Annotated in this window: 18 protein-coding genes, 1 other RNA gene and 1 pseudogene; 12 read left to right on the top strand and 8 right to left on the bottom strand. The window is 66.6% G+C overall.

Annotated elements, in window-relative coordinates:
* Positions 1-43: 43 nt before the first annotated feature.
* A complete protein-coding gene (locus KCTC_RS14000; protein ID WP_125569823.1) occupies positions 44-256 on the top strand; it encodes a response regulator transcription factor in 213 nt (70 codons plus the stop codon).
* Between the two features lie 64 nt (positions 257-320).
* Here the strand turns inward: KCTC_RS14000 and KCTC_RS13995 are convergent, their stop codons facing one another.
* Both KCTC_RS13995 and KCTC_RS13990 read right to left on the bottom strand, forming a co-directional pair.
* Positions 321-566 carry a hypothetical protein gene (locus KCTC_RS13995; protein ID WP_125569822.1) on the bottom strand — a complete coding sequence of 82 codons (246 nt, stop codon included), beginning with the start codon at positions 564-566 and terminating at the stop codon, positions 321-323.
* A 20-nt stretch (positions 567-586) separates the two neighbouring features.
* Positions 587-1000: a tetratricopeptide repeat protein gene (locus KCTC_RS13990; protein WP_197715206.1), complete on the bottom strand. Its 414-nt coding sequence runs from the start codon at positions 998-1000 to the stop codon at positions 587-589.
* 140 nt (positions 1001-1140) lie between these two features.
* Between KCTC_RS13990 and KCTC_RS13985 the strand changes: the two genes are divergently transcribed.
* Both KCTC_RS13985 and rnpB read left to right on the top strand, forming a co-directional pair.
* On the top strand, positions 1141-1704 hold the full coding sequence (locus KCTC_RS13985) for a hypothetical protein (protein WP_125569821.1): 564 nt from the start codon (positions 1141-1143) through the stop codon (positions 1702-1704).
* 54 nt (positions 1705-1758) lie between these two features.
* An RNA gene (gene rnpB, locus KCTC_RS13980) (RNase P RNA component class A) lies at positions 1759-2127 on the top strand.
* Positions 2128-2192: 65 nt separating this feature from the next.
* Here the strand turns inward: rnpB and KCTC_RS15220 are convergent.
* Together KCTC_RS15220 and KCTC_RS13970 are read right to left on the bottom strand one after the other, a co-directional pair.
* A pseudogene (locus KCTC_RS15220) lies at positions 2193-4016 on the bottom strand (ADP-ribosylglycohydrolase family protein).
* Positions 4017-4109: 93 nt separating this feature from the next.
* On the bottom strand, positions 4110-4604 hold the full coding sequence (locus KCTC_RS13970; protein WP_125569820.1) for a hypothetical protein: 495 nt from the start codon (positions 4602-4604) through the stop codon (positions 4110-4112).
* A gap of 115 nt (positions 4605-4719) precedes the next feature.
* Here KCTC_RS13970 and KCTC_RS13965 point away from each other — a divergent pair, with 115 nt between their 5' ends.
* The 3 genes from KCTC_RS13965 to KCTC_RS13955 are packed head-to-tail and all read left to right on the top strand — an operon-like array spanning position 4720 to position 7976.
* A complete protein-coding gene (locus KCTC_RS13965) occupies positions 4720-6018 on the top strand; it encodes a lipase family protein (protein WP_125569819.1) in 1299 nt (432 codons plus the stop codon).
* Between the two features lie 43 nt (positions 6019-6061).
* Positions 6062-7084, top strand: a complete 1023-nt coding sequence (locus KCTC_RS13960; RefSeq protein ID WP_125569818.1) for an LLM class flavin-dependent oxidoreductase — start codon at positions 6062-6064, stop codon at positions 7082-7084.
* Between the two features lie 10 nt (positions 7085-7094).
* Positions 7095-7976 carry an SDR family NAD(P)-dependent oxidoreductase gene (locus tag KCTC_RS13955; RefSeq protein ID WP_125569817.1) on the top strand — a complete coding sequence of 294 codons (882 nt, stop codon included), beginning with the start codon at positions 7095-7097 and terminating at the stop codon, positions 7974-7976.
* On the opposite strand, the gene KCTC_RS13950 is transcribed toward KCTC_RS13955, so the two are convergent.
* Positions 7973-8434 carry a nuclear transport factor 2 family protein gene (locus KCTC_RS13950; protein ID WP_125569816.1) on the bottom strand — a complete coding sequence of 154 codons (462 nt, stop codon included), beginning with the start codon at positions 8432-8434 and terminating at the stop codon, positions 7973-7975. The two genes, KCTC_RS13955 and KCTC_RS13950, sit on opposite strands and share 4 nt — an antisense overlap.
* 105 nt (positions 8435-8539) lie before the next feature.
* On the opposite strand from KCTC_RS13950, the gene KCTC_RS13945 reads away from it, so the two are divergent.
* Both KCTC_RS13945 and KCTC_RS13940 read left to right on the top strand, forming a co-directional pair.
* Positions 8540-9625, top strand: a complete 1086-nt coding sequence (locus tag KCTC_RS13945) for a hypothetical protein (RefSeq protein ID WP_125569815.1) — start codon at positions 8540-8542, stop codon at positions 9623-9625.
* A 10-nt stretch (positions 9626-9635) separates the two neighbouring features.
* Positions 9636-10421: an SDR family oxidoreductase gene (locus KCTC_RS13940; RefSeq protein WP_174233054.1), complete on the top strand. Its 786-nt coding sequence runs from the start codon at positions 9636-9638 to the stop codon at positions 10419-10421.
* Positions 10422-10448: 27 nt separating this feature from the next.
* Here KCTC_RS13940 and KCTC_RS13935 read toward each other — a convergent pair whose 3' ends face one another.
* Positions 10449-11021 carry a TetR/AcrR family transcriptional regulator gene (locus tag KCTC_RS13935; protein WP_164512603.1) on the bottom strand — a complete coding sequence of 191 codons (573 nt, stop codon included), beginning with the start codon at positions 11019-11021 and terminating at the stop codon, positions 10449-10451.
* A gap of 139 nt (positions 11022-11160) precedes the next feature.
* Here KCTC_RS13935 and cysD point away from each other — a divergent pair, with 139 nt between their 5' ends.
* Genes cysD through KCTC_RS13920 form a run of 3 tightly spaced genes read left to right on the top strand, consistent with a single transcriptional unit; the run spans position 11161 to position 14511 of the window.
* Positions 11161-12069 carry a sulfate adenylyltransferase subunit CysD gene (gene cysD, locus KCTC_RS13930; RefSeq protein ID WP_125569813.1) on the top strand — a complete coding sequence of 303 codons (909 nt, stop codon included), beginning with the start codon at positions 11161-11163 and terminating at the stop codon, positions 12067-12069.
* Positions 12069-13343 (top strand): sulfate adenylyltransferase subunit 1, encoded by a 1275-nt coding sequence (locus KCTC_RS13925; RefSeq protein WP_125569812.1) that lies wholly within the window; start codon positions 12069-12071, stop codon positions 13341-13343. The genes cysD and KCTC_RS13925 overlap by 1 nt, the downstream gene beginning before the upstream one ends.
* 19 nt (positions 13344-13362) lie before the next feature.
* Positions 13363-14511, top strand: a complete 1149-nt coding sequence (locus tag KCTC_RS13920) for a sulfotransferase family protein (RefSeq protein ID WP_125569811.1) — start codon at positions 13363-13365, stop codon at positions 14509-14511.
* A gap of 54 nt (positions 14512-14565) precedes the next feature.
* Here KCTC_RS13920 and KCTC_RS13915 read toward each other — a convergent pair whose 3' ends face one another.
* Together KCTC_RS13915 and KCTC_RS13910 are read right to left on the bottom strand one after the other, a co-directional pair.
* Positions 14566-15939: an FAD-dependent oxidoreductase gene (locus KCTC_RS13915; RefSeq protein ID WP_125569810.1), complete on the bottom strand. Its 1374-nt coding sequence runs from the start codon at positions 15937-15939 to the stop codon at positions 14566-14568.
* Positions 15936-16454, bottom strand: coding sequence for a pyridoxamine 5'-phosphate oxidase family protein (locus KCTC_RS13910; RefSeq protein WP_125569809.1), 519 nt, complete (start codon positions 16452-16454; stop codon positions 15936-15938). Before KCTC_RS13910 ends, KCTC_RS13915 begins: the two co-directional genes overlap by 4 nt.
* An 85-nt stretch (positions 16455-16539) precedes the next feature.
* Between KCTC_RS13910 and KCTC_RS13905 the strand changes: the two genes are divergently transcribed.
* The gene (locus tag KCTC_RS13905; protein ID WP_125569808.1) at positions 16540-17208 is read left to right on the top strand and encodes a PaaI family thioesterase; all 669 of its coding nucleotides are present in this window, start codon (positions 16540-16542) and stop codon (positions 17206-17208) included.
* Positions 17209-17338 lie beyond the last annotated feature (130 nt).

Raw genomic sequence — 17338 nt, 5'->3', positions numbered from 1 at the left:
TTCACTCAACCAACTCGTCGGTCCCAACCGGTAGCGTGGAGACGTGAGCACCTCTCCCCTGTCCGCCCGCGAGACCGAGGTCCTCATCGGCGTACGCGCCGGCCAGACCGTGGCGCAGATCGCCAGCACCCTGTATCTGTCGGGAGCAACGGTCCGCAATCATCTTGCGGCCGCGACCGGCCGTCTCGGGGCGAAGAACCGCGACGAAGCCGCTGCCGTGGCCGACACCAACGGCTGGTTGGTCCTCCCCGACTGATGCCGAAACCCGACCTCTGTCAGGTCGAAACCCGACATCCGTCACACCGAGACCCGGAATTCGGCTACTTCGTCGCAGCGACCAGGGCGATCTCGCCCAGCCAGAGCACGGCGCCCACGACGGAGACCCAGAAGGTCCACAGCGCTCGGTCGTTGAACCACTTCATGCCCAGCCCCATCAGCGGCAGCCAGATCACGACCATCAGGGCGACCACCCACAGCGGTGCGAACGTGGCCGACGCCCCGTACAGGAACAGGTCGCACGCCAGCCCGCCGATCCCGATGAATCCCCAAGGGGTCACTCTCCGCATGGGCAGACCCTAGCGAGCCGTCACGATTCGCGGGCGAGTTGCTGCTCCACTCGGTACACCGCAGCCTGATGGTCGTAGTCGTCGCTCATCACCGCCGCCAGACGAAGGTAGCCCAGCGCCTCGGCCGGACGGAACTGCCGCTCAAGGACGCGACCCAGCCCGTGCAAAGCCCACGCATCCGAGGGGTCACGCTCGACGAGCGCGCGCAGATCAGCCTCTGCTCGACCGAGTTGTGCGCGGAGCATGTACGCCCAGGCCCGCAGGGTCAACAGCCCGCGGTGGTCCGAGTCTTCGGCCAGGGCAGGCTCGATCAGCGACAACGCTTCAGCCGGGAACCGCCGGACCAGCAGGTCGTACGCCGTGCGGTAGGCGTCCTCGTACCCACGCTGCGGCATGAAGATCGCCCTGGGCGCTGTGAACTCGAACTCGGACATGACCCGCCTCTCCCATGGCGCCGTAACAACCGCGCGGGAGCGCATGTTCCACAGGGACCTGCCAGCGCATTCACATCAGCGACGGCTAGGGTCCCCACGGCGCCCGATCAGGGACGCCATGCATCTCTGAAGGGCACTCCATGACCACCGACCCGCAGCCGAACGCCGACATCATTGAGGCGACCGAGCCTGTCAAGGCCAGCCGACCGAAGCCCTCTCTGCCCTCGAAGCCGATTCAGTTGGCTGTGGGAGTGGGCGTCATCAGCCTGCTGGTCGGTGGCGGCGCAGGCTTCGGGCTCGCCCAGATTGGCGACTCGTCGCCGGCCACGAGTTCGAGCGCGGCCCTGACGCTGCCCGGCACGTTGTCCGGCGGGTTCACCCGCAACACGACCGTCGACACGCAGATCAAGCCCTCCCTCACCTCGGCTCAGACGACGCTCGGCGCTGGGACCGACATGGCCCTCTACGCGAGCGGCACCAAGCAGGTGCTCGTCGAGGCGACCCGTATCGGCGGCGGCGCAACACTCACCGCAGGCATGACGTACGCCAAGGTCGGTGACGCGATCTGCTCCTCCAGCACCTCGACCAGCGGCTCCGAGGCGATCTGCACGCGCACGAGCGGTGCGCTCACCGTCAAGGTCACCGCCACCGACCAAGCGACCGCAGCCAAGTACGTCGACGAGATCTACAAGGCCGTCGCCTGAGCGGCGACGTCTGGCGTACGCGGGCTGCGCGGCCGTACGCTGCACGTCTGCGGATGGGCTGACCGGGCGATCGCGGCTTGCGCTGAGTTTTCTCAAGCGGGAGGCGAGGAAAGTCCGGGCTCCACAGGGCAGGGTGATGGTTAACAGCCATCCGGGGTGACCCGCGGGAAAGTGCCACAGAAAAGAGACCGCCTCGGCAACGAGGTAAGGGTGAAACGGTGAGGTAAGAGCTCACCAGCCCCTCGGGTGACCGAGGGGGCTCGGCAAACCCCACCTGGAGCAAGTTCAGACAGGACGCGCTGAGGGCTGCCCGCCCAAGCGTCCGGGTAGAGCGCTGGAGGGCGCCGGCAACGGCGTTCGTAGATGGATGATCGCTGCGCAGCGTGCTGCGTACAGAACCCGGCTTACAGGTCAGCCCGTCCGCATCACCCTTCGGCCGACGGCAAGCGTCGACCGAAGGGCTACGCCGGCGCGGCTGCCGATTCGGGCTACTCCGCTGCTGGCGGTGCGGACGGCGAAGCCCTCCACGTGCCCTGTGTTTCGGAGTAGTCGCCCGCGTAGGCGCTGCTGATCTCAGCCAGCGCGTCCTTGATCGGAGTCTCGTTGGCAGAGAGGTCGCTGAGGAATCCGATGAGTTCCAGCCCGTACTCCTGCGCGTTCATCGAGGGCGTCGGCGTCACGATCTCGAAGTCTGCGCCTGCGTCGTTGAACGTGATCGTGCCGATGATCTCCTTGTTCGGAGTGCGCATCGTCCACACGGTGACGGGCCCGTCAGCAGGGAGCGGGTAGCGCGGAGCCTCACGCAGCAGGCGGGCCGGAGCGTACCCGCGTTCGGGCGCGAAGTCCGATCGGGCCGGCGCCGCAATGGTGCCCTGCACCAAACGGCGCAGGGCACCCTCGAAGGCGCGGTTGGGCGCCGCGCCCGGAAGCACGTTGAGCACTCGCTGCCTGGCCACGCTCAGCTCAGCCCCGAGCGACATCGCATACGCGATGGCCACGGTGGGCGTACGACTCTGCGCTGCCACGCAGTGGAGAAAGACCGACTTCCCTTCGCCGCGCAGCTTCGCGATCGTCTGCACGGCGTCGGCCAGGACGAAGTCGAGGTTGACGTTTTCGTCCGGGTCGTCGTTGTCGATCAGCCGGAACACCACCGACTCCCGATCCGACGGCACCTGCTCGGTGCCGACCAGACAGAGGCTGACGACCGCGTCGATGTGGCCTGGCAGCGCGCCAAGCGCCCGTACGTCGCCGATCATCAACCGCCCGTCGTACGGGTGCTGCACGCAGACGCCGCGCGGCGCGAACTTCTCGTAGCCGATCTTCGGAGTCAGGGGCCAGTCGTAGATGATCGGACCGCCGTTGGCCGCGAGGGTGGCCAGCTCGACGAGTCGGTCGCCCTTGAGTCCCGGGTAGCCGTGCGAGACCCGCCGCCAGTCCGCCGGGATCGCCGAGGCACCCCACCGGGCACCCAGGAGTGCGCCAGCGATCGCTGCGACCGTGTCGGTGTCGTCGCCGACGTTGATCGCCGTCACCAAGGCATCGCCCTAGTGCCGGCACGGATCCACATCCGGCACCAGCGTGTGGACGATGGCCGACCAAGCCGCCTGGAACGCGGCGACCACCCAACCGTTGGGAGTGAACGCTCCAGGTTCGCGTGTCTCCGCCTCGGTGATCAGGCCCTCCCAGCGGGCAGCCTGAGCAGGCGTCAGAAACCTCAGCCCGACTCGTGCGTCGAACTCCCCCATGAGGATTGCGTGCCGGATGGCGAGCGACCACAGGACACACGCGTCCTGCGCATCGTCCTCGTAGTGGGTCAGCGCGCTCACCGCGCGAGCCGCCGAAGCGACGGCGTCCGCATCATCGAGATAAGGCAAGGCGATCGGCGCGGTACGCATGAGCGAACCGTTGCCACCGCTACGCCCGGCGCGCCGGTGCAACTCAGCCGCCGCCTCTGTCATGCCGGCTGCGGTCGGATCCGACCCCACCCGTCCGAGGATCTGCGACGTCTGGATGCCGATGTCCCGCGGACGTGTCTCGTACCAGTCCCGGAAGTTGCGGGCGATCGCGCTGAGCCCCTCATCGGAGCGCAGGTCGATGCCGCGGGCAGCGACGTCCGCGATGCACCACATCATCGTGGTGTCGTCAGTCCACTCCCCTGGCGCGAAGTTGCCGAGGCCGCCGCCGATCATGGCCGGACCCTCCGGCCCGAGCGGTGCGGACCCGAACTCGTAACCGGCTCCCAGAGCGTCGCCGATCGCGGTGCCGAGCAGTGCTCCGCACGCCCGGTCGAGTTGCGCAGTCGTCAACGTCATCGGTACCACTCTCCCCCGGCGCTGAGCGCCCCTGATTTCCCTTAGGACATTCGTATCGGAGGCTTCCGACAATTTCGGCAGCCAAAGGGACTCTCACAACGCGACATCCCAGCCGGATCCCTGCGGAATGACCCGCGGATCGAGTCGGAATCCCTCCGGCAGCGGCCGGCGGCGTACCCATGCCCAACCGAGCGCAGCCGCTCCAGCAGGCGCGACAGGCTGAACCCTTTCGAAATACATCCCGCCCGAACGTCCCTCGTGACGGTGCGGGTGCAGTTCGATCTCCACGTCGATCGACGAGTCGCCGTGAACCTGAGCCCACGGACCGTCGCTCTCCAGCCCCAGCGTGAGACCGGCGAAATCGTCGCTCAGTAGAGCGGTGATCAGGGCGCGCAGATGGACCGGACCCTGGACCTCAACGGGGTCTGTCCGTCGCCAGTGGGGCCACCACAGGACTGCTTCCTGGGACTGCGTCTGAGTCGCAAGCCACGTCTCAGTCTGAGCGACCACCAGGCGCTCGGCACCAAGGTCGTCGACCAGCGGCGCCGACGGCATCACCATGGCTGGCAGGACAGGTACTTCGAGCATGGCTTCAATGTCCCAACGACCGCCGACAATTTGGCCAACCAGAGCGACTGCCCACCGTGCTCGCAGCCTTCACGTAGAGTCACTGCGCCCCCTCCCCCGTCCAGGAGCTGTCCCCATGCGCAAAGTGCTCATCGCCCTCATCGCCGTCATCGCGGCCATGGCCTCGCTCCTGGCCCCGGCCCAGGCCGTGTCCCCGACCGACCCGTTCTACCGCTACACCGGCACCAAGCCGCTGAGCCAGTACGCGCCCGGCGCCGTGCTCCGGACCCGGACGGTCAACTACTCCATCCAGGGCCTGGCACTTCCGCTGAAGGCGATCCAGATCCTCTTCCGGACCACGAACGCTCTCGGCGCCGCGGCGGTCGGCGTGACCACCGTCGTACGCCCGCTCGGCGCCAGCGGTCCGATCAAGCAGGTGGTCTCCTACCAGTCGTTCTACGACTCCCTGAACCCTGCCGACGAGCCGTCCGTGGCCATCGCTGGCGGCAGCGGGGCCGGCGAGGGGATCGCCAACGTGGAGACGCTCCTCTTCGCACCTTTGCTCCTCTCCGGCAAGGCCATCAACATCCCGGACACCGAGGGCCAGTCGGCCGACTTCGCTGCCGGCCCGGAGTACGGCAGGGTCACGCTGGACTCGATCCGCGCGATCAGCCGGACGTCCGCGACCCAGATCCCGAACACCGCGAAGGTGGCCCTGATCGGGTACTCCGGTGGCGCGATCGGGAGCGAGTGGGCCGCCGAGCAGGCGAAGACGTACGCACCTGACGTCGCCCCGCGGATCGTCGGCACGGCCGTCGGTGGTGTGCTGGTCGACCCGGCTCACAACCTGACGTACGTCGGCGGTTCGCTGGTCTGGTCCGGCGTCATTCCGATGGCCATCATCGGGATCAGCCGGTCGTACCACATCAATCTCACCCAGTACCTCAACGCGTACGGCCGCACGGTCGTCGCAGCCCTGCAGAAGGCCGCGATCGCCGATGCGCTGGGCCACTACCCGGGCCTGACCTGGCAGAAGATGGCGTTGCCGGCGTACCAGAATCCGTACCGGATCCCAGCCTTCGTCAACACGATCAACAAGCTGATCATGAGCACTGGCGGCACCCCGTCGGCGCCTCTGTTCATCGGCCAGGGCAATGGCGGCTACCAGGAGGGCACGCTCCCGTCCGCCAAGTACGGCGCCGGTGACGGTGTCATGATCGCCGGCGACGTCCGCACCCTGGCCCGCACGTACTGTGCTCGCGGCATCCGGACCCAGTACGTCGAGTACCCGCTGTCGCACATCGGCTCCACCGCTCTCTGGTTGCCGCAGGCGTACGGCTGGATCCTGGATCGCTTCGCCGGCAAGACCGCTCCGTCGTCCTGCGGCAAGATCGCTGCCGGCAACTCGATCGCGAAGGCTGTCCTCGCCCCGTAGACCTCCAAGGGAATGCCCTGGTTCAGTTGCATGTTCAACCACCATGACTGAGGTGGAGTTCGGACTCGACACCTTCGGCGGCGTGACTGTCGGCCCCGACGGGTTGCCGCAGCACCACGCCCAGGTGATCCGCGACATCGTGGCGGAGGGCGTACTCGCCGATCAGGTGGGCCTGGACTTCTTCGGCGTGGGCGAGCACCACCGCCCCGACTTCGCGGTGTCCAGCCCGGAGATGGTCCTGGCTGCGGTCGCCTCGAAGACCGACCACATCCGCCTCGGGTCAGCGGTGACCGTCCTGAGTTCCGACGATCCGGTGCGGGTCTTCGAGCGGTTCGCGACCCTGGATGCGGTCTCGAACGGGCGCGCCGAGATCGTGGCCGGTCGGGGCTCCTTCATCGAGTCCTTCAGCCTGTTCGGCTTCGACACCGCCGACTACAACATCCTCTTCGAGGAGCGGCTCGCACTGCTCAAGGACCTGCTGACCGAGAAGCCGGTGACGTGGTCCGGCACGACCCGCGCGCCGCTGACCGACCAGGAGGTCTTCCCGAAGACCGAGAACGGCATCCGGGCCTGGGTGGGAGTCGGCGGCACGCCGGAGTCGGTCGTACGCGCCGCGAGCCATGGATTCGGACTCTTCCTGGCCATCATCGGCGGTCCCGCGGACCGCTTCCTGCCGTACATCGATCTCTTCGAGCGGGCGCAGGACCAGTTCGGCGCTCCCCGGCAACCGGTGGCCGTCCACTCCCCCGGATTCGTTGCCGAGACAGACGAGCAGGCGCGGGCCGCTGTGTACGACGGGTGGTTGGCGATGCGTACCAAGATCGGTGCGGAGCGTGGTTGGGCGCCGCCGCGGCCCGGGGACTTCGAACGCGAGATCGAGGGTGGCGCGCTGTACGTCGGCTCACCCGAGACGGTGGCCCGCAAGGTCGCCGCGACGGTCAAGACGCTCGGCGTGAACCGGTTCGATCTGAAGTACGACCAGCGGGTCAGTCACGACCAACTGCTCAGCTCGATCGGGCTGTACGGAACGAAGGTCGTCCCACTGGTCAAGGAGCTGCTGGCCTAACCTCATCTCCATGAGCCGCTGGAAACAGGTCCCACCCCAGCCCAGCCGGACGTTCCTCGTCACCGGCGCAAGCAGCGGCGTCGGGCTGGCCACCGCCGATGCCCTTGCGCAGGCGGGTGCGCGCGTGATCATGGCGGTCCGCAACCGGGTCAAGGGCGAGGAAGCAGCAGCCACCATCTCCCCGGCGAACGGCGGTTCGGTCGAGATCGGCGTCGTCGATCTCGCAGACCAGACATCGGTACGCACCTTCGCCGCGACGGTCGGCGAGATCGATGTGTTGATCAACAACGCAGGCGTGCTCGGGGTGCCGTACGAACTGACGCCCGAAGGCGTCGAGATGCATTTCGCGACCAACCATCTGGGTCACTACAGCCTGACCAACCTGTTGCTGCCGAGGATCCGCGAGCGCGTGGTCGTCGTCGCATCGGCCTCACACAAGACCGGCGACCTGCAACTCGACGACCTCGACTGGGCGCGTCGGGGTTACAAGGCGTACGCCGCGTACGCCGCTTCAAAACTGGCGAACCTGCAGTTCCTCACCGAACTCGACCGCCGACTTCGCGAGGCGCCGAGCCCGGTGCGGGCCACCGGTGCGCATCCGGGCACGACGGGGACCAACATCACCGCGCACTCCACCAGTCGTCTCCGCAAGGCGGTCGGCGGCTGGGGTCACCAACTCACCGGCATGCCGCCGTGGAAGGGCGCACTTCCCTCGCTGTACGCAGCGACCGAGGACGTCCCGGGCAACAGTTACATCGGCCCGACCGGCATGTTCGAGTTGTACGGCTGGCCGGGTCCGGCGTCGCGTACGCCGGCCTCACTCGACACCGCCGCCTCGCGAGCGCTGTGGGACAGATCGGCCGAACTGACCGGGATCGATTTCCAGGCCTAGCTCCACATGAACGCGGTGAGCGTCGTCTCGCTGCCGGTCAAGGTCTCCATGGTCTCGTAGATCCGCTCGTACGCCGTCGAGGCAATCCGCCACACGCCATCCTCACGGCGGTAGGTGTCGGTGTAATAGGCGCCTCCACGGATCACCACCCCGAACTCCGACGCGATCACCGTGTCCTGCATCGCCCAACTCCCCACAGCCGTGTCCCCGTCGACGGTGATCTCCGGGTGCGAGGCGACGTGCTGGGTCGCGATCGGTCCGGCCAGCGCCGTACGCATGTGCCCGGCGAGCGCGTCGCGACCCTCGAAGTGCAGCGGTTGCCCGCCCGACGGCGAGCCGTAGTCGCCGACCACGTCCTCACACAACGTGTCGGCGAAGTCGTCCCACAACTTGAGGTCGAGCGTGCGCAGATAGCGGTACTTCAGCGAGCGAATGGCTTCCACCGTTTCCAGGTCCATGTCCTGAGTGTATGGTCCAACTAGAACACGTTCTAGTACCTGTGAGGACTCGTGACGACAACCGCGCTCGACCGTTTCCGCGACGCGATCGCCGAAGCCGGCCGCATGATTGAGAATCCGCCCTTCGAGGCGACAGACGTCGAGCGCGCCGAGGGCCGTGAATATCTGGCCGGCAGCATTCGCTCCTCGATCCAGATGGCCTTCGACTACGACATCGACCATCCGATCCTGATCAACCCCACGCACCAGTACGCCCGACAGGGCCTCGACAATCCGGACGCGATCTACTTCACCGCCTTCCTCACCGAGGGCGCCGAGTACGAACTCACCGGCCGCCGTGGCACCAGCGCCGACTTGTCCTTCCAGATCATGGACGGCACCTACAGCGCCGACGGCAGCCCGGGCACCCTTGCCGCGTTCGACGACCGCGAACTCGACATCGCCGCCGACGGCACGTTCCGGTGGCGATTCGGTGCCACCCTCGGGCTGCGCAAGGGCTCAACGCTCATCATTCGCGAGGTCTTCTCTGACTGGGGCAGCGAGGACCGCGGCACCCTGAGGCTGCAGCGACTCGACACCGCCGGTGTGCCTCGCAAGGCACCCACGGAGGCCAGTGTCGACAAGCGGTACGACGTCGCCGCGAAGATGCTGATCGGCCGGATCCAGACCTGGTACGCATTCCCCGACTGGTTCACCTACAAGGAGCCGGTCAACACCCTCACCACGCCGAAGTCGACCCCCGGCGGTCTGACCTCGCAGTTCAGCTCGATCGGCCACTACGAGCTCGCCGAGGACGAGGCGCTCGTCGTCACCGTGCCGGCCGCGGAGTGCGCGTACCAGGCCATCCAGATCGGCTCGCGCTGGTACGCCTCCACCGACTACGAGCACCACCAGACCTCGCTGACCCGCGCGCAGTCGGTTGTCGACCCCGACGGCCTGATCCGCTACGTGATCTCAGAACGCGACCCGGGCGTCGCCAACTGGCTCGAACTCTGCGGCCACCCCCACGGCGTGATGATGCTGCGCTGGCAACGGCTCGACCGGGCACTCACTGGAGCCGACGGCCCGAACGTCGAGTTGATCAAGCTCGCCGACCTCCGACTTCCCCACGACCAGAGCGTCACTCCGAAGGAGTACGCAGCCCGGATCGCCGACCGACAGGTCGGCGTCGCACGCCGCATGATTAGTTGAGGATGATCCGTTGAACACACTGCTTGAAGGCAAAGTCATCGTCCTGTCGGGCGTCGGACCGGGACTCGGTCGCTCGCTCGGCCTGGAAGCCGCAGCGATGGGCGCCGACCTCGTCCTGGTCAGCCGAACCGAACGCCGTCTGGAGAAGATGGCCGAGGCCGTACGCGCCACCGGCCGGCGAGCCCTGGTCGTACCCACCGACATCACCGACGAAGGCGCCCACGCACACCTCGTCGAGGCCGCGCTGGCCGAGTTCGGGCACGTCGACGGACTGATCCACAACGCGTTCGGTATCCCGCCGATGGACCCGCTCACCACGCTCACGCTGGACGGTCTGCGGGCGGCGCAGGAGACGAACGTGTTCGCCCCACTGCGCCTCACGGCAGCCTTCGCGGACGCACTCGCCGCCTCCCAGGGCTCCGTCGTGATGATCAACTCCGCCGTCATCCACGCGTCACAGCCGGAATTCGGCGGCTACAAGCTGTCCAAGGGCACCCTCGCACACCTGGCTTCCTCGCTGGCGACCGAACTCGGCCCCCGCGGCATCCGGGTCAACAGCATCGCGCCGTCCTACATCTACGAGGACGTCAACAAGGCCTACTTCGACTGGCTCGCGAGCGAGGCCGGAACGACACACGAGGAGATCTACCGCCAGAAGGCTGAGCCGACGGATCTCAAGCGACTCGCGACGGCCGAGGAGGTCGCGCGCGCGGCGCTCTTCCTGATCAGTGACCTGGCCAGCGCTGTCACCGGGACGATGCTCAACGTGGACTGCGGCGAGTTCCACGACAACTGAGGCCACCCCACCCTCGGGCGCGACGGATCAGTCGAGCCCGAGGGCTGGGACCATCCGCCGTTGCAGGAACGTACGCAACGACTCCACCGTCTCGGTGTTGGTCGAGCTGTAGGCGAGCACCGAGAGCAGATAGCGGAGGAACACCTCAGCCACCTCGTCGAGTTCCGCATCCGAGCGCCCGATGACCAGTCGGGGGCGGACGAACGACCGTACGAGGCGCATCGCCTCGGAGGGAATGGTTCCTCGGTCGGCGGTGCGGGGGTGCAGCGTCATGGCCACGACCTGCCCCACCGCCGGATCAGTCTTGGCGGCCAGGTAGAAGGCGACGAGCGCCTCAACGAGCGCATCTGCCGCAGAGTCGCAGGACTCGGTCCTCGCGATGACGTCTCGAGTCACCTGAATCGCGGCGAAATCCACAGCGGCATTCGTGAGCGAGTCGCGGTCCGGAAAGTACGCATAGATCGTCTGTCGTGCGACGCCGGAACTTCTGGCGACGTCGGCGAACGACACCCGGGCACCCCGGCGGATGCAATCGAGAGCTCCGTGGAGCAGACGAGTCCGGGTGTCGAGTGCGAGCTCTTCAGTGGATGCGTGCGTCATCGCGGGCAACGTTACCCGAGTCGACGACGTTCCACATGACATTCGTCTTGCCAACTGTCATGTCAACCCCTATCGTTCTAGAACACGTTCTAGTTGGGCACCGTCCGACTCCAGAAGAACGCGAAACGAAGGGGATCCCGTGACCGTCCTCGACTATCGCCTTTCCCAGTTGGATCAGCTGGAGGCCGAGTCGATCCACATCTTCCGTGAATCCGCTGCCGAGTTCGAGCGGCCGGTACTGATGTTCTCCGGCGGCAAGGACAGCATCGTGATGCTGCGTCTGGCCGAGAAAGCGTTCCACCCCGCCAAGATCCCCTTCCCGGTCCTCCAGGTCGACACCGGACGCGACTTCCCTGAAGTGCTCTCCACCCGCGACAACTGGGTCAACCGACTCGGAGTCAAACTCGTCATCGCCAGTGTCGATGACGCGATCCGGGACGGGATCGTGGTCGAGGACGGCAAGACCAGCCGCAACCGGATGCAGATCGCGACCCTGCTCCATGCGATCGAGGACAACGGGTTCACCGCCGCCTTCGGAGGCGGTCGACGTGACGAGGAAAAGGCCCGCGCGAAGGAACGGGTCTACTCCCACCGTGACGAGTTCGGCCAATGGGACCCCAAGAACCAGCGCCCCGAACTGTGGAACCTCTACAATGGGCGACTGCACCAGGGTGAGCACATGCGGGTGTTCCCGATCTCGAACTGGACCGAACTCGACATCTGGGACTACATCGGTCGCGAAGGCATCGAGATCCCCTCGATCTACTGCTCCCACCAACGCCGCGTGTTCGAACGCGACGGGATGCTGCTGTCGGAATCCGAATGGAACACCCTGCGCGAAGGGGAAACCGTCACCGAACGGACCGTCCGGTTCCGCACCGTGGGTGACATCACGTTGACCGGATGTGTGGAATCCGGGGCCAGCACTGTGGACGAGATCATCACCGAAGTCGCCACCGCCCGCGTCACCGAACGTGGTGCCACCCGCGGCGACGACCGCTTCAGCGAAGCAGCCATGGAAGACCGCAAGAAGGAAGGCTACTTCTGATGCCCGACAACACGACTGGCAGGCGCCACATGGACCTGCTGCGATTCGCGACCGCTGGTTCGGTGGATGACGGGAAGTCGACCCTGATCGGTCGCCTGCTCTACGACAGCAAAGCAATCTTCGAAGACCAGTTGGACGCCGTGGAACGGACCTCCGAAGCCAAAGGCCACGGCTACGTCGACCTGTCCCTGCTCACCGACGGACTCCGCAGCGAACGCGAACAAGGCATCACCATCGACGTGGCCTACCGCTACTTCGCCACCCCCAACCGCAAATTCATCATCGCCGACACCCCCGGCCACGTGCAGTACACCCGCAACATGGTCACCGGCGCCTCCACCGCAGATCTGGGTTTGATCCTCGTCGACGCCCGCCACGGCCTCACCGAACAATCCCGCCGCCACGCCGTCCTGCTGTCCCTGCTCCGAGTCCCCCACTTCGTCCTGGCAATCAACAAAATGGACCTCGTCGACTACTCCGAAGACGTCTACCGCACCATCCTCGAAGAATTCACCACCTTCGCCACCAAACTCGACGTCCCCGACCTCGAAATCATCCCCATCTCCGCACTCCAAGGCGACAACGTCGTGGACCGGTCAGTCAACATGGACTGGTACAAAGGCCCCACCCTGATGCACCACCTCGAACACGTCCACGTGGCGAGTGATCGCGACTACCGCGACGTCCGGTTCCCCGTCCAATACGTCATCCGCCCCAAATCCGACCAACACCACGACTACCGCGGCTACGGCGGCACCGTCGCCGGCGGCGTCCTGAAACCCGGCGACGAAATCGTGGTCCTGCCCTCGGGGATGACCACCACCATCGAGGCCATCGACCTCTTCGGTCAGGAACTCGACGCCGCGTACCCACCGATGTCGGTGACGGTACGGCTCAAGGACGACGTGGATGTCTCCCGCGGCGACATGATCGCCCGGATCCACAACGCCCCCGTCCCCAAACAAGACATCGACGCGATGATCTGCTGGATGTCCACCACCCCCCTACAACCACGCCAGAAACTGGCCATCAAACACACCACCCGGTCAGCCCGGGCCCTGGTCAAAGACATCCAATACCGCCTCGACGTCAACACCCTGCACCGCGACCCCGACGCCACCACCCTGGGCCTCAACGAAATCGGCCGCATCCACCTCCGCACCACCACCCCCCTACTCGCCGACGTCTACGCCCAAAACCGCACCACCGGCTCCTTCATCCTCATCGACGAAGCCACCGGCATCACCGTCGGCGCCGGCATGATCAACAACTGACCGAACGGGAGAAAATCCGATGACCGACACCTCCGCACGCACTCGCCCCGACCTCGGCACGTACGAGGAGATCTCGGCCGCGGCCGTTGGTACGACTGGTCTCACCGACTTCGGCGGCACCGAGCACGAGGAGGGCCTGCGGATCCTGGTCGACGACCTCGCCGAGAACGCCGGTCTGACTCCACTGGGGAACTACCAGCAGCGCCAGATGGTGAAGGCGACCCTGGTCAGTCGGCTGCTGTCGCAGCAGGGATTCACCGCGAACCCCGAGCACGCCGACGTACGCATCGAGCGGCCGATCTTCGTCACCGGTCTCCCCCGCACCGGCACAACCGCCCTGCACCGACTCCTGACCGCCGATCCGTCGCACCAGGGACTCGAGCTCTGGCTGACCGAGGTGCCGCAGCCGAGGCCGCCTCGCGAGTCCTGGGCGACCGACCCGATCTACCAGGCCCTCGACGCGGCGTACAAGGCCCACCACGAAGCCAACCCCGACTTCAGCGGCATCCACTACAGCGATGCGGCGACCGTCGAGGAGTGTTGGCGACTGCTGCGCCAGTCCGGACTGTCCGTCGGCTTCGAGTCGCTGGCGGACATCCCGCGGTACGCGGCCTGGCTGGAACAGCAGGACTGGACGCCGGCGTACGCACGCCACAAGCAGAACCTCCAGCTCATCGGCCTCCATGACCAGGACAAGCGCTGGGTCCTGAAGAACCCGTCGCACCTCGTGGGCATCGACGCGATCCTGTCGGTCTATCCGGACGCCTGCATCGTGCGTACGACCCGCGACGTGGTCGCATCGGTCGCGTCGGCCTGCTCGCTCTCAGCGGCTGCCACGGACGGCTGGTCGACCACCTTCGTCGGCGCACGGATCGGCGAGACCCAACTGGATCTGCTCGACCGCGAAGTGCGTGCGTACGAACGCGATCGCGCACGTCACGACGCGAGCCACTTCCTTGATGTCGACTACGACAGTTTCATTGCCGATCCGGTCGGCACGACCCGTGGGATCTACGAGGCCTTCGACCTCGACTGGAGTCCGGCCGTGGACCAGGCGGTCACGGCCGCGGACGCCGAATCGCGGACCGGCGCCCGGAAGTCCTCCCACCGCTACGACCTGGCGGACTACGGCCTCACCGAGACACAGGTACGCGACCGCCTCGCCTGATCGGCTTGTGCGCATGAGCGGGTGCTCCAGGCCCCGCTCATGCGCACGAGGCGATCACAGGGCGCGGGCGATCCTGACCATCTCGTCGCGAGCGACGACCTTGACCCGTTCGCGGGCAGCGCCACCGAGGTGGCGTTCGTGGTGGTCCAGAGCGAGCCAGCCGTCCCAGGTCGTGTACGCGACGTCGCGTTCGTCGAGGAAGCGCGTGACCTCGCCGCCCAGCGCACCCATCTCGGCCGACGCCGCAGCATCCTCCAGAAGGCGGCGTACGGTCTCCTGGGCGTCCGACTTGGTGTGGCCGATCAGGCCCACCGGGCCACGCTTGATCCAGCCGGTGACGTACGTCCGCGGGACGGGGTCTCCGTCGAGCAGGACGCGCCCGCCGTCGTTCGGGACCACGCCGGCCGCCTCGTTGAACGGCAGACCCAGGAGCGGGTCGGAGTAGTAGCCGACGGCGCGGTAGACCGCCTGAACCGGCGTGTCCACGAACTCGCCGGTACCGCGTACGTTGCCGGTGCCGTCGAACTCTGTGATCTCGGTACGCAGCGCGACGACCTTGCCGTCCTCACCGAGGACCTCGACCGGGTTCTGCAGGAAGTGGATGTGGATGCGGTGCGCCGCGCCCTTGAGCTTGTCCTCCATGTAGTCATCGAGGTAGCGGAACAACACGTCGACGACGAGCTTCTGCGCCTTGTGGTCGCGGAGCGCCTGCTCGGAGCCCTCGTCGAACTCGAAACCCTCGCCGTGCACGATCACATCGATGTTCGGTGAGTGGTTGAGTTCGCGCAGCTCCATCGGGCTGAACTTCGCCTGCGCCGGACCACGGCGTGCGAAGACGTGCACGTCCTTGGTCGCATTGGTACGCAGACCGCGGTAGACGTTGTCCGGGATGTCGGTGGTCAGCAGTTCGTCGGCCGTCTTGGCCAGGATGCGTGCGACGTCGAGAGCCACGTTGCCGACACCCAGGACAGCAACCGACTCGGCCGTCGGGTCGAAGGTCCACTCGCGTGGCGCCTCCGGGTGGCCGTCGTACCAGGACACGAAGTCCGCGGCGCCGAACGACCCCTCGAGGTCGATGCCAGGGATCTCCAGCTCGCGGTCACGCCGGGCGCCGGTTGCGAACACGACGGCGTCGTAGAGCCCGTGCAGGTCCGCGAGATCGAGGTCCTTGCCGAACACGACGTTGCCGTAGAAGTGGACGTTGTCCTGGGACATCACGCGGTGCAGCGCCTTGACGATCTCCTTGATCCGGGGGTGGTCAGGTGCCACGCCGTACCGGATCAGCCCGAAGGGAGTCGGGTCCGCCTCGAGGATGTCGACGCTGACCGAGTCGTACCCCTCGGGCAACTCGGACTTGACCAGGATGTCGGAGGCATAGATGCCGGCAGGTCCGGCACCGACGACGGCGACGCGCAGGTGCTTGCTCATGATTCGCTCCCCTTCGGGGCATAGGTCGGGGCGGTCGTACCGCCGATCTCCATGGCGGGCAGGCCGAGCTTGCGGTGGTCCCAGGACCGCACCCGATCAGCCTTGAGCCGGATCGCAATCCGGTTGTGCAACATCATCTCGACCAGCGGCTTCATCTCGTCGGTGTACGGACCGGTATAACGCTCCCAGACATCGACACCGACTCGCCACAACGCATCGGCACCGTCGACGATCTCGGCGACGCCCTCGATCGACACGCCGCGCAGGGTGTCGTACGTGAGGCCGTCCTCGATCAGCACAGTGATGCGGCCATCGCGGCGGAGGTTGACCGCCTTCTGCGACTTCGCCTTGGTCTCGAACCAGATCTCACCGTCCAGCCAGGCGAACCACATCGCGACCACGTGCGGCTGCCCGTCGGCACCGATGCTCGACAGGATGGCGGTGCGTCGTGTGGGGATGAAGTCGGCGATCTCCTCATCCGACATCGTCACCTGGCCGCGTTGGTTGACGCCCATCCGCCACTCCTCTCTGTACGACATGCATGTGAGCCGCACAGTACTTGTGCTTCACCAATACTAGAACGTGTTCTAGTCTGAGCAAATGCGCGCGCCCTATCGGTACCAGATTCTTGAGGTCAGCCCTGAGGAACTGAGCCATGAACGTGATGTGTACGGCAGCCTTGCAGATGCCCTGCGCGACCTCGGTGAAGCCAGTCTGCAGACTCTTGTCGGCGAGGATGAGATCCGCGAGATCACCGGATCGGTCGAGGCACTGACCGCGCGGCTGCGGACCCATCAGATCGACGGCGCGTACGGGGTGGCGCTGACTCCCGAGGGGCTGGCGCTGAACTACGGCAACGCCGTCGTCGGCTTGCGCAACCCGATCGCTCCACCGGTCCACGTCCATCGCGGCGGCGACGGGCACACGTGGGCCGACTTCCACCTCAACGCCCTGTACGAAGGCCCGCCGGGACTCGTGCACGGCGGCGTCGTCGCGCTGATCCTGGATCAGATGCTCGGCGAGTGCGCAGCGGACGGCGGCGGGCCCGGCATGACCGGCACGCTGACGATCCGCTACCAGCACCCGACGGTGCTCGGCGACTGCTCGGCCGAGGCGTGGGTCACCGAGATCGCCGAGACCAAGACGTTCGTACGCGGCGTCCTGCGTGATGCGAGCGGTCAGGAGACCGCCGAGGCGACCGGTATCTTCATCCTCCCCCGCTGGGTACGCGCCAAGGGCGCGGCCGACGAACCGGCCAGCTGGGGCTGATCAACGCCGAAACGACCGGAGTGAGGCCGAAACCCGACGTCTGCCATGCCGAGACGACCGGAGTGAGGCGGAGCGCCGCGCTCGCGCGAGCGCTGCAGCCGAACGAGGGAGTGCTGCGCGCAGCGCAGCA

It is taken from the genome of Nocardioides baekrokdamisoli (genome assembly GCF_003945325.1).
GTDB lineage: Bacteria > Actinomycetota > Actinomycetes > Propionibacteriales > Nocardioidaceae > Nocardioides > Nocardioides baekrokdamisoli.
This window is presented reverse-complemented; position numbering and strand designations above follow the sequence as displayed.

Coding starts and splice junctions, on each gene's coding strand:
- KCTC_RS13985 (WP_125569821.1), top strand. CDS start 1,141: ATGACCACCGACCCGCAGCCGAACGCCGACATCATTGAGGCGACCGAG.
- KCTC_RS13950 (WP_125569816.1), bottom strand. CDS start 8,434: ATGGACCTGGAAACGGTGGAAGCCATTCGCTCGCTGAAGTACCGCTAT.
- KCTC_RS13935 (WP_164512603.1), bottom strand. CDS start 11,021: ATGACGCACGCATCCACTGAAGAGCTCGCACTCGACACCCGGACTCGT.
- KCTC_RS13915 (WP_125569810.1), bottom strand. CDS start 15,939: ATGAGCAAGCACCTGCGCGTCGCCGTCGTCGGTGCCGGACCTGCCGGC.
- KCTC_RS13990 (WP_197715206.1), bottom strand. CDS start 1,000: ATGTCCGAGTTCGAGTTCACAGCGCCCAGGGCGATCTTCATGCCGCAG.
- KCTC_RS13910 (WP_125569809.1), bottom strand. CDS start 16,454: ATGGGCGTCAACCAACGCGGCCAGGTGACGATGTCGGATGAGGAGATC.
- KCTC_RS13995 (WP_125569822.1), bottom strand. CDS start 566: ATGCGGAGAGTGACCCCTTGGGGATTCATCGGGATCGGCGGGCTGGCG.
- KCTC_RS13970 (WP_125569820.1), bottom strand. CDS start 4,604: ATGCTCGAAGTACCTGTCCTGCCAGCCATGGTGATGCCGTCGGCGCCG.
- KCTC_RS13955 (WP_125569817.1), top strand. CDS start 7,095: ATGAGCCGCTGGAAACAGGTCCCACCCCAGCCCAGCCGGACGTTCCTC.
- KCTC_RS13960 (WP_125569818.1), top strand. CDS start 6,062: ATGACTGAGGTGGAGTTCGGACTCGACACCTTCGGCGGCGTGACTGTC.
- KCTC_RS13965 (WP_125569819.1), top strand. CDS start 4,720: ATGCGCAAAGTGCTCATCGCCCTCATCGCCGTCATCGCGGCCATGGCC.
- KCTC_RS13905 (WP_125569808.1), top strand. CDS start 16,540: ATGCGCGCGCCCTATCGGTACCAGATTCTTGAGGTCAGCCCTGAGGAA.
- KCTC_RS13920 (WP_125569811.1), top strand. CDS start 13,363: ATGACCGACACCTCCGCACGCACTCGCCCCGACCTCGGCACGTACGAG.
- KCTC_RS13925 (WP_125569812.1), top strand. CDS start 12,069: ATGCCCGACAACACGACTGGCAGGCGCCACATGGACCTGCTGCGATTC.
- KCTC_RS13945 (WP_125569815.1), top strand. CDS start 8,540: ATGATTGAGAATCCGCCCTTCGAGGCGACAGACGTCGAGCGCGCCGAG.